General features: G+C 69.4%; 7 protein-coding genes and 1 pseudogene. 5 read left to right on the plus strand and 3 right to left on the minus strand.

Features of this window, described 5'->3' with window-relative positions; genetic code table 11:
* Position 1 precedes the first annotated feature (1 nt).
* Complete coding sequence (locus AB0D34_RS44435) at positions 2-664, plus strand: TetR/AcrR family transcriptional regulator (protein WP_362673241.1); 663 nt, start codon at positions 2-4, stop codon at positions 662-664.
* Here the strand turns inward: AB0D34_RS44435 and AB0D34_RS44440 are convergent.
* Positions 642-1,873: pseudogene (locus AB0D34_RS44440) on the minus strand (cation:proton antiporter). The gene AB0D34_RS44435 and the pseudogene AB0D34_RS44440 overlap by 23 nt on opposite strands.
* 61 nt (positions 1,874-1,934) lie before the next feature.
* Here AB0D34_RS44440 and AB0D34_RS44445 point away from each other — a divergent pair.
* The 3 genes from AB0D34_RS44445 (at position 1,935) to AB0D34_RS44455 (ending at position 5,510) form a co-directional block, all read left to right on the plus strand.
* Positions 1,935-2,885: a PrsW family intramembrane metalloprotease gene (locus tag AB0D34_RS44445; RefSeq protein ID WP_362673243.1), complete on the plus strand. Its 951-nt coding sequence runs from the start codon at positions 1,935-1,937 to the stop codon at positions 2,883-2,885.
* A gap of 59 nt (positions 2,886-2,944) precedes the next feature.
* A complete protein-coding gene (locus tag AB0D34_RS44450) occupies positions 2,945-3,184 on the plus strand; it encodes a heavy-metal-associated domain-containing protein (protein WP_362673246.1) in 240 nt (79 codons plus the stop codon).
* A 133-nt stretch (positions 3,185-3,317) separates the two neighbouring features.
* Positions 3,318-5,510, plus strand: a complete 2,193-nt coding sequence (locus tag AB0D34_RS44455) for a heavy metal translocating P-type ATPase (RefSeq protein ID WP_362673248.1) — start codon at positions 3,318-3,320, stop codon at positions 5,508-5,510.
* Positions 5,511-6,099: 589 nt separating this feature from the next.
* Here the strand turns inward: AB0D34_RS44455 and AB0D34_RS44460 are convergent.
* Positions 6,100-7,389 (minus strand): citrate synthase, encoded by a 1,290-nt coding sequence (locus AB0D34_RS44460; protein ID WP_362673250.1) that lies wholly within the window; start codon positions 7,387-7,389, stop codon positions 6,100-6,102.
* Positions 7,390-7,621: 232 nt separating this feature from the next.
* On the minus strand, positions 7,622-9,841 hold the full coding sequence (locus AB0D34_RS44465) for an ATP-dependent RecD-like DNA helicase (protein ID WP_362673253.1): 2,220 nt from the start codon (positions 9,839-9,841) through the stop codon (positions 7,622-7,624).
* Positions 9,842-10,227: 386 nt separating this feature from the next.
* On the opposite strand from AB0D34_RS44465, the gene AB0D34_RS44470 reads away from it, so the two are divergent.
* Positions 10,228-10,623: a hypothetical protein gene (locus AB0D34_RS44470; protein ID WP_362673255.1), complete on the plus strand. Its 396-nt coding sequence runs from the start codon at positions 10,228-10,230 to the stop codon at positions 10,621-10,623.
* Positions 10,624-10,910 lie beyond the last annotated feature (287 nt).

Below are 10,910 nucleotides of genomic sequence, written 5' to 3' on the forward strand. Positions count from 1 at the left end.
CGTGCCCGAGAACGAGGAGAAGGAGCAGCCGCGCCGCCGTCAGGCGCGCGGCGAGCGCCGGATCGCCCAGTTGCTGGAGGCGGCGGCCACCGTGTTCACGACCACGGGCTACACCGCGGCCAGCACCAACGCCATCGCCCGCGAGGCCGGGGTGTCGCCCGGCACGCTCTACCAGTTCTTCCCGAACAAGGAAGCGATCGCGATCGAGCTCGGCGGCCGGCTCGTGCACGAGATGCAGACGGCGTACGGCGAGGCGCTCGCCCCGGTCGACCCCGCCACGCCGCTGGAGGAGGTGGTCGGTGCCGCCGTGGACCGGTTCATCGCCTTCAACTGCGACCATCCGGTGTTCTTCGCCCTGATGCACGGCCCGGACATCCCCGGCCGGATGGCCGAGGACCACGACGCGCTGCACGCGGGCGTCATCAGACGCCTCGAAACGCTGATGACCTCACTCCTGCCGGAGGCGGCCCCCGCCGACGTCAACCGCACCGCCCACATGGTCCTGGGCATCTACAAGGCGGGCCTGGAGCTGATCCTCGCCCACGAGGGCGCCGAGCGGGACGCGTACGTCCGGGAAGTGAAGAACGCGCTGGTCGGCTATCTCGACCCACTCGTCGGCGACCGGCTCGGCAGACCGGGTCTCACCACGACTCCGACTCCGTGAGCGACTCCCCGACCGGCTCGGGCGTCCGCTCCCCTCGCAGCCGCAGCCTCAGCGCCACCAGTGGGAACACCAGCACCGACACCATCGCGGCCCCGACCAGGGCCGCACCGTCCGCCGACTTCAGCACCTTGTCGTCGACCCCGATGGTGGTGATCGCCACGACCAGCGGCAGCGCGGTCGACGCGAGGAGGGTGAGGGCGCGCCGGTCCCGTCGCAGGAGATCGCGCGGGGCGAGGACGTACACCGGACCCCCGCGGATCACCAGGAACAGCAGCAGGATGACCGGCAGGAGCAGCAGCGCCCAGCCGCCGGACAGGAGTGCGTGCAGGTCGAACTCGATGCCGGTGACGACGAAGAACACCGGCACGAGGAAGCCGAACCCCATCGCCTGGACCTTCTCCAGGACCGGACCCGCGCGCTCCGGGGCCGCCCCGTGCAGCATCAGACGGGTGATCAGCCCGGCGGCGAAGGCCCCGAGCAGGGTGTCGGCGCCGAGCGCCCCCGAGATGCCGAGCATCACAGCGAGCAGCAGCACGACCAGCCGTACGGCGAACTGCCCACTGCTGTGCAGGGTCTTCGCGATCACCCGGGAGAACCACGCCGGCCTCGGACGCAGCGCCCACCACACCGCACCGGCCGCCAGCAGGGCGAACGCGGCGAGCAGCGCCGCCGAGCGCCCTGGCGAACGGCCGCTCAGCAGCAGCGCCATGGCGATGACCGGCCCGAACTCCCCCACCGCACCGAAGGCCATCATCACCGAGCCGAACCGGGACTTCAGATCCCCGGCGTCCCGCAGCACGGGCAGGACCGTGCCGAGGGCGGTGCTGGTGAGGGCCGTACCGATGTAGACGCCCCGCGACCAGTCCGTCAGCAGCGCGACCAGTCCGTCAGCAGGGTGGCCACGCCGAGCCCCAGCGCCAGCGCGGTGCCCCATGCCCACAGGGCGCGCTTCAGGGTGTCCCCGCGGACCTTGCCGAACTCGATCTCGTAGCCCGCGAGGAAGATGAGCATCGTCAGGCCGAGGTTCGACTGCGTGTCGATGACCTGGCCGTCGCCCGCCCAGCCCAGCACGTCCGGGCCGACCAGGATGCCCAGCAGGATCTCGAAGATGACGAGCGGCACGGGCAGCCATCGCGCCACTCCGTACGCCGGCAAAGGCGCCAGGACGGCGATGGACATGATCAGGATGAGCGTCCCGGACTGCGACATGTGGCGTATCTAACATGAGGTTCCGCTAAATCCTCCCTGCACCATTACGAGGGGATTCGCCGTGACCTACTCGCCGTCGCCTGGCGCGCCGCAGGCCCGCATCCCCGGACCGCAGAAGCCGCCGCCGACGTATCCGCAGATCCGCGCGGGGTTGTGGCGGCACTGCCTGTGGGGCGGGCTCACGCTGTGGGCGCTGACCACGGTCGTCACCTATGCGACGAGGAACACCACCCTGCTGCCGACGCTGATCCTGCTCGGCAGCTTCGTGGTGCCGGTGACGTTCGTGCTGTGGGCGTACGAGCGGCACGGCCGTGATCTCGGCGTCAGTGTGATCCTCGGCTGCTTCCTGACCGGCGGCACCCTGGGCGTGCTCGGCGCCTCGGCGATGGAGTCCTATCTGCTGCGCCCGTCCCTGTGGATGTTCGTCGGCGTCGGGCTCGTCGAGGAGGCCGTGAAGCTGGGCGCGCTGATGTTCGTGCTGCGCAGGCAGCCGCGGTTGCGCGGGATGCGGGCCGGGCTCGTGCTCGGCGCCACCGTCGGCTTCGGTTTCGCGGCCCTGGAGAGCTCCGGGTACGCCTTCAACGCCGCCGTCACCACCGAGGGCATCGACCTGCGGGCCCTGTTGGAGACAGAGATGCTGCGCGGGGTACTCGCCCCCTTCGGGCACGGTCTGTGGACGGCGATCGTCGGCGGGGTCCTGCTGAGCCGTCGCGATGTGAACGGACGGTTCCGGTTCACCGGTGCGGTCGTCGGCACATATGCGGGTGTCTCACTGCTGCACGCGCTGTGGGACTCGACACACGGGATCGCGCTGTGGCTGGTGGCACGGCTGGACAGTACGCGGCTGCACACGGAGCTGTTCGCGCAGGGCCACCTGGCGGACCCCACCGACCAGCAGCGACATCTCTTCACGCTGGTCTCGGTGGGGCTGCTGGTGTTCGTGTCGCTGATCGGCGTCACATGGGTGCGGTCGCTGGCCTCGCGGGACCCCTCTTGGAGGAATACCCCCTAGGGGTATAGAGTGGGCACCATAGACCGTGCACACCTCTCATGAGCCATCAGGAGAACGACATGACCACTCAGACCGACACCGCCGGCTCCGTCACCGCCGTCTACAAGGTGAGTGGGATGAGTTGCGGACACTGCGAGGGGGCCGTCTCCGGGGAGATCTCCGAGATCGACGGGGTCAGCTCGGTGACAGCGGTCGCTTCCAGCGGGGAGGTGACGGTGGTTTCTTCGGCGCCGCTCGACGTGGAGGACGTTCGGGCCGCTGTGGACGAGGCTGGGTTCGAGCTCGTCGGCAAGGCTTGAGAAGGGCCTCATGAAGTGCCACGTGAGGTCGTCGGGCTGCTGACGGCCTCGTCGTGGCTTGTCGCGCCCACGCGGCGGAGCCGCATATCGACACAGCCCCGCGCCCCTGATCACCGCCCCCGGAGTTTGCACCATGACCCCCTCCATACCTTCCGAAGTCGAGCTCGTCATCGGTGGGATGACCTGTGCCTCTTGCGCTGCTCGGGTCGAGAAGAAGCTCAATCGGATGGACGGGGTCAGTGCCACCGTCAACTACGCGACCGAGAAGGCCAAGGTCAGCTACCCGGCCGGGGTAGAGGTCGCCGATCTGATCGCGACCGTCGTGAAGACCGGCTACACGGCCGAGAAGCCCTCGCCGCCCGCACAGGAAGAGGCTTCCGAGCTCGTCTCCCTCCGCCGTCGGCTTCTCGTCTCCGTCGCCCTCGCCGTCCCCGTGATCCTGCTCTCCATGACCCCCGCCCTCCAGTTCGACAACTGGCAGTGGCTCGCGCTCATGCTCGCCTCGCCCGTCGTCGTCTGGGGCGGGTGGCCCTTCCACCGGGCCGCCTGGACGAACACCCGGCATGGCGCGGCCACCATGGACACCCTGGTCTCCGTCGGGACGCTGGCGGCTTTCGGCTGGTCGCTGTGGGCCCTGTTCTTCGGGGACGCGGGGATGCCGGGGATGCGCGAGCGGTTCGAGTTCACCGTCGGCGGCATGGACGGCGCCTCGACGATCTATCTCGAAGTCGCCGCCGGAGTGATCGCCTTCATCCTGCTCGGGCGATATCTGGAGGCCCGCGCCAAGCGTCACGCCGGGGCGGCTCTCCGGGCGCTGATGGACCTCGGCGCCAAGGACGTGTCGGTGCTGCGGGACGGGCGTGAGGTGCGGATTCCGGCGGAGCGGCTGGGTGTCGGGGACCGGTTCGTCGTACGGCCCGGGGAGAAGATCGCGACCGACGGCACCGTCGTCGAGGGCGCCTCGGCCGTGGACGCCTCCATGCTGACCGGCGAGTCGGTGCCGGTGGACGTCGGTGTCGGGGACGCCGTCACCGGTGCGACCGTCAACGCCGGCGGGCGGATCGTCGTGGCGGCGACGCGGGTCGGGGCCGACACACGGCTCGCGCGGATGGCACAGCTGGTGGAGGACGCGCAGAACGGCAAGGCGGAGGTGCAGCGGCTGGCCGACCGGGTCTCGGCGGTCTTCGTGCCGGTGGTCATCCTCATCGCGGTCGCCACCTTCGGCGGGTGGCTCGGTGCCACCGGGGACACCGTCGCCGCGTTCACCGCCGCTGTCGCCGTGCTGATCATCGCCTGTCCGTGCGCGCTGGGTCTGGCCACGCCGACCGCGCTCATGGTCGGCACCGGGCGCGGCGCCCAGCTCGGCATCCTCATCAAGGGGCCCGAGGTCCTGGAGTCCACGCGGCGCGTCGACACCGTCGTCCTGGACAAGACCGGCACGGTCACCACCGGCCGTATGACGCTCCAAGAGGTCTACGTCGCCGAGGACGCGGACGAGAAGCAGGTACTGCGGCTCGCGGGCGCCCTGGAGCACGCCTCCGAGCATCCGGTCGCCCGGGCCGTCGCCGTGGGCGCCGAGGAGCGCTTCGGGCCGCTGCCGGACGCCGAGCGGTTCGAGAACGTGCCCGGGAAGGGTGTACGCGGGCGCGTGGAGGGCCACGAGGTGGCCGTAGGGCGGCTGCTCGACGTGCTGCCCGTGGAGCTGGCCCGGGCGAAGGAAGAGGCCGAGCGGGGCGGTCGTACGGCTGTCGTCGTCGGGTGGGACGGTGTGGCGCACGGTGTGCTCGCCGTCGCGGACGCGGTCAAGGAGACCAGCGCCCAGGCGGTGCGGTCACTGCGGGCGCTGGGGCTCACACCGGTGCTGCTGACCGGGGACAACCGGGTCGTGGCCGAATCCGTCGCCCGGGCCGTCGGGATCGACGAGGTGATCGCCGAGGTGCTGCCCGAGGACAAGGTGGACGCCGTACGGCGGCTGCAGCGTGAGGGGCGGGTCGTCGCGATGGTCGGCGACGGGGTCAACGACGCGGCCGCGCTCGCCGCCGCCGACCTGGGGCTCGCCATGGGGACCGGGACCGACGCGGCGATCGAGGCGGGGGATCTGACGCTGGTGCGCGGCGATCTGCGGGTGGCCGCGGACGCGATCCGGCTCTCGCGGCGGACCCTGTCCGTGATCAAGGGCAATCTTGTGTGGGCCTTCGGCTACAACGTGGCCGCGCTGCCGCTGGCCGCGGCGGGCCTCCTGAACCCGATGATCGCGGGGGCGGCGATGGCGTTCTCCTCGGTGTTCGTGGTGACCAACAGCCTGCGGCTGCGAAGCTTCCGATGAGGATTCGATTGCCGGGCCCCTCTGGAGTCCGAGGCCACGCTCACATAAGCTCTTCACAAGACTCGCGCATCGTCCTTACGCTTGGGTCCCGTTCACCGTATCCGGGCTCTTGCGCACCTAACGGACAAATGCAAGAGACGCAGATCACAGTGATGTGAACGTAACCATCGAAGGGGTTCGAAGGTCTAAGTTGGCGATGTCAGGCAACGTCTTGGGGGGCGTTGGCTGGCATCTGAGGATGTCTTGGGGGACTTCCTCAGAGATGCGTTGCCGGGGCACGCGCATAGGGAAGCTTTGAGCGGCCCTCCCGACCGTGCGTTGTCCCGGCAGATCGCACACAGGAGTAGTACGAGGAGTTTCGCTCGTTCTGCTCAACCGCAGTGACAGCAGTACCGGAAAGACAGCGAATTCAGGCGCTGGTCTCTCAGACGCCCGGCCGGATCCCGTGGGGGGAATCCGCACCGGGACATGGGAAGGCGCCCTGGACGCCGGCCCGTGGGGGGACCGTCGCCAGGGCGCCTTCCGCTTTTTCGTCTCTACGACCACTGCAACGGGCGCCGCCGAAGCGACGCCCTCGATGCAGCAGGTGTCAGCGCTGCTCCACCGGCACGAAGTCGCGCTCCACCACGCCCGTGTAGATCTGGCGCGGGCGGCCGATGCGGGAGCCCGGCTCCTTGATCATCTCGTGCCACTGGGCGATCCAGCCCGGGAGGCGGCCGAGGGCGAACAGGACCGTGAACATCTCGGTCGGGAAGCCCATGGCCCGGTAGATCAGGCCGGTGTAGAAGTCGACGTTCGGGTAGAGGCTGCGCGAGACGAAGTAGTCGTCGGAGAGCGCGTGCTCCTCCAGCTTCAGCGCGATGTCCAGCAGCTCGTCGGACTTGCCGAGGGCCGAGAGGACGTCGTGCGCCGCCGCCTTGATGATCTTCGCGCGCGGGTCGAAGTTCTTGTAGACCCGGTGGCCGAAGCCCATCAGCCGGACGCCGTCCTCCTTGTTCTTCACCTTGCGGATGAAGGTGTCGACGTCACCGCCGGAGGCCTGGATGCCCTCCAGCATCTCCAGGACGGACTGGTTGGCGCCGCCGTGCAGCGGGCCCCACAGGGCGTTGATGCCGGCGGAGATCGACGCGAACATGTTCGCCTGCGAGGAGCCGACGAGGCGGACCGTGGAGGTCGAACAGTTCTGCTCGTGGTCGGCGTGCAGGATGAGCAGCTTGTCGAGGGCGGCGACGACGACCGGGTCGAGGTCGTACTCCTGCGCGGGGACCGAGAAGGTCATCCGCAGGAAGTTCTCGACGTAACCGAGGTCGTTGCGCGGGTAGACGAACGGGTGACCGATCGACTTCTTGTACGCGTACGCGGCGATCGTCGGAAGCTTGGCGAGCAGCCGGATCGTCGAGAGGTTGCGCTGCTTCTCGTCGAAGGGGTTGTGGCTGTCCTGGTAGAACGTCGACAGCGCGGAGACGACCGACGACAGCATGGCCATCGGGTGGGCGTCACGCGGGAAGCCGCGGTAGAAGTTCTTGACGTCCTCGTGCAGCAGGGTGTGCTGCGTGATGTCGTTCTTGAACACGGAGAGCTCGTCGACGGTCGGGAGCTCGCCGTTGATCAGCAGGTAGGCGACCTCCAGGAACGTGGAGCGCTCGGCCAGCTGCTCGATCGGGTAGCCGCGGTACCGGAGGATGCCGGCCTCGCCGTCGAGGTAGGTGATGGCGGATTTATAGGCGGCGGTGTTGCCGTAGCCGCTGTCCAGGGTGACCAGACCGGTCTGGGCGCGGAGCTTCCCGATGTCGAAGCCCTTGTCGCCGACGGTGCTGTCGATCACCGGGTAGGTGTACTCGCCATCGCCGTACCGCACTACTACAGAGTTGTCGCTCACGTCATCCCTCACCGACGTTGTGCCTCTTCTTCGAGGTTGCCCTGACTGTCTCTACCATCCCCCATTTGGCGCAGGAGAGTGCACTCGGGGTCGGCCGTTGGGCGTATCGGCGGCACTGAGTGCCGCCAACTCGCTCATCCTGCCCCTCCCCTACCCCCTTCCGGAAGAGCTCTGTGACCCACATGACTCATTTGATCGATCATTTTTTGTGAAGGCTCGGCATTGACCCGGGTCAGTGGCCCGCGAGCCGGAAGTCCAGCGCCGTACAGCGGCGGCCCGCCGACACGGTGCGCACCGCCTGGCCGATCGCCTTGCGTGAACCGACGAGCACGACCAGCTTCCTGGCCCGGGTGACCGCCGTGTAGAGCAGATTCCGCTGGAGCATCATCCAGGCGCTGGTGGTGACCGGGATCACCACGGCGGGATACTCGCTCCCCTGGGAACGGTGGATGGTCACCGCGTACGCGTGCGCCAGTTCGTCCAGTTCGTCGAACTCGTACGGCACCTCCTCGTCCTCGTCCGTCAGCACGGTCAGGCGCTGGTCGACCGGATCGAGCGAGGTGACCACGCCCACGGTGCCGTTGAAGACACCGTTGGTGCCCTTCTCGTAATTGTTGCGAATCTGGGTGACCTTGTCGCCGACCCGGAAGACCCGGCCGCCGAACCGCTTCTCCGCGAGGTCGGGGCGGCCCGGGGTGATGGCCTGCTGGAGCAGGCCGTTGAGGTTGCCGGCGCCCGCGGGGCCTCTGTGCATGGGCGCGAGCACCTGGACGTCCCGGCGTGGGTCGAGGCCGAACTTGGCCGGAATCCGACGGGCCGCCACGTCCACGGTGAGCCGGCCGACCTCCTCGGTGTCGTCCTCGACGAAGAGGAAGAAGTCCTTCATGCCGTCGGTGACGGGGTGCTGTCCGGCGTTGATGCGGTGCGCGTTGGTGACGACACCGGACTGCTGGGCCTGCCGGAAGACGCGCGTGAGGCGCACCGCGGGGACCGGGCCGCCGTCGGCGAGGAGGTCGCGCAGGACCTCGCCGGCGCCGACGCTGGGCAGCTGGTCGACGTCCCCGACGAACAGCAGGTGGGCGCCTGGAGGGACGGCTTTCACCAGCTTGTTGGCGAGCAGCAGGTCCAGCATGGAGGCCTCGTCGACCACCACCAGGTCGGCGTCGAGCGGGCGGTCCTTGTCGTAGGCCGCGTCGCCGCCGGGCTTCAGCTCCAGGAGGCGGTGGACGGTGGAGGCGTCGGCGCCGGTGAGCTCGGCGAGACGCTTGGCGGCCCGGCCGGTCGGGGCGGCGAGGACCACCTTGGCCTTCTTGGCGCGGGCCAGCTCCACGATCGAGCGGACGGTGAAGGACTTGCCGCAGCCCGGACCGCCGGTGAGGACGGCGACCTTCTTGGTCAGCGCGAGCCTGACCGCGGCCTCCTGCTCGGGGGCCAACTCCACACCCGTACGCCCCTTCAGCCAGGCCAGCGCCTTGTCCCAGGCCACGTCATGGAACGCCGGCATCCGGTCCTGCTCGGTGCGCAGGAGGCGCAACAGCTGGGCGGAGAGGGAGAGTTCGGCGCGATGGAAGGGGACCAGGAAGACGGCGGTGACCTCATGGCCGTCGGGGCCGGGGACCTTCTCGCGTACGACTCCGGACTCGCCCGTCTCCTCGTCCGGCTCGGCGAGTTCGGCGAGGCACTCGATGACGAGCCCCGTGTCGACCTGGAGCAGCTTCACCGCGTCCGCGATCAGCTGTTCCTCGGGGAGGAAGCAGTGCCCCTGGTCGGTGGACTGCGAAAGGGCGTACTGGAGACCGGCCTTGACCCGCTCCGGGCTGTCGTGCGGGATGCCGACGGACTGGGCGATCTTGTCGGCGGTGAGGAAGCCGATGCCCCAGACGTCGGCGGCGAGCCGGTAGGGCTGGTTCTTCACGACCGAGATCGAGGCGTCGCCGTACTTCTTGTAGATGCGCACGGCGATCGACGTGGACACCTCGACGGTCTGGAGGAAGAGCATGACCTCCTTGATCGCCTTCTGCTCCTCCCAGGCGTCGGCGATCTTCTTGGTGCGCTTGGGACCGAGGCCGGGGACCTCGATGAGCCGCTTGGGTTCCTCCTCGATGATCGTCAGGGTGTCCATGCCGAAGTGCTGGGTGATCCGGTCGGCGAAGACCGGGCCGATGCCCTTGACCAGCCCTGAGCCGAGGTAGCGGCGGATGCCCTGGACGGTGGCCGGCAGGACGGTCGTGTAGTTCTCGACGGTGAACTGCTTGCCGTACTGCGGGTGGGAGCCCCAACGCCCCTCCATCCGCAGGGACTCCCCCACCTGGGCACCGAGCAGCGCACCGACGACGGTGAGGAGGTCGCCGCCGCCCCGGCCGGTGTCGACCCTGGCGACGGTGTAGCCGTTCTCCTCGTTGGCGTAGGTGATCCGCTCCAGGACGCCTTCGACCACGGACAGGTTGGACATGATCCGACGCTACAGGCGGGGTCTGACAGCGGGGAGCCCGGTTCGGTGACGCACCGTTCCGCTCAGTGGCGAGGGGAGCGCATCACGTTGTCCATGTGCGCCGGGCCGGGCCGCGCGGTGGGCGCCACGAGTGTGCGGAAGCGGTCCCACTGCACCGGGGGACGGGACAGGCCCCCGGCGTTCCAGATACCGGTCGGTGGCGCGCTGGGTGCTGCGCAGCACCCGTATCGCGTCTGTCGGCCGTCCAGAGCCCATGGGATCCAGGACCTTCTCGGGAACCAGCAGCCAGCCGTCACCGGCCCGGGTCAGCTTCCCCCGGACGAGTGCGTTGCGCATGTTGTTGATCCGCTCGTCGTGCCAGTGCACCAGCAGCGAGGCAGGGCCCGGTGACACCGCGCAGTCGTCCGGCGGGCGCACCGCGAAGCCGTCGGCCGTCGGCACCGGGCGGGTCCGGGCCAGGACGGGGGCTCCGGAGGCGTCAAGCGGGACGCCAGGAGCTGGACTACCGCAGCGAACTCTCGGTCCTGCTGGACGACCGGGACACGGGGCAGGCGCTGATCGGGCAATTGCTGCCCCTGAAGGAGCAGTTCGCCGGCACGGCGGGCGGGGCCTACGCCACGCGACCTCTCGCCCACGCCCTCGCGGACCTGTACCTGCTCATGGGTGAGCGGCCGCCCGCGGCCGACGCCTATGCCCTGGCCGAGCGGGTCGCCCACGTCTGGGACTCGCCCCACCACGTGGCCGCCGCACGCCGACGCGCCGCACGGCTCGCCGGAAGCTGAACATCACGACCGTTCCACCGACATCCAGCTGAGCCGGCCCAAGGCCGGTGGTGCGGTCCGGCGCGGCGGACTGACGGATCCTGCGGCCCTTGGCTTTCGCGGCGCCGCGCAGGCTGTTTCCGTCGAGCGCAGGCCCCCGCAGCGGGGCGGCGGGGGCACGACGGTCGGCGAGTCAGGGTGGCGTCCCGCCATGTGCAACGCCGTTGCGTTTAGCTGGGTGGTGCCTTGTCAAGAATGCCGTCCGTGATGATCGCGGTGTGGAGCTTGTAGCGCATGCACCTGCGGGG

Source organism: Streptomyces sp. NPDC048420 (assembly GCF_040651535.1).
GTDB lineage: Bacteria > Actinomycetota > Actinomycetes > Streptomycetales > Streptomycetaceae > Streptomyces.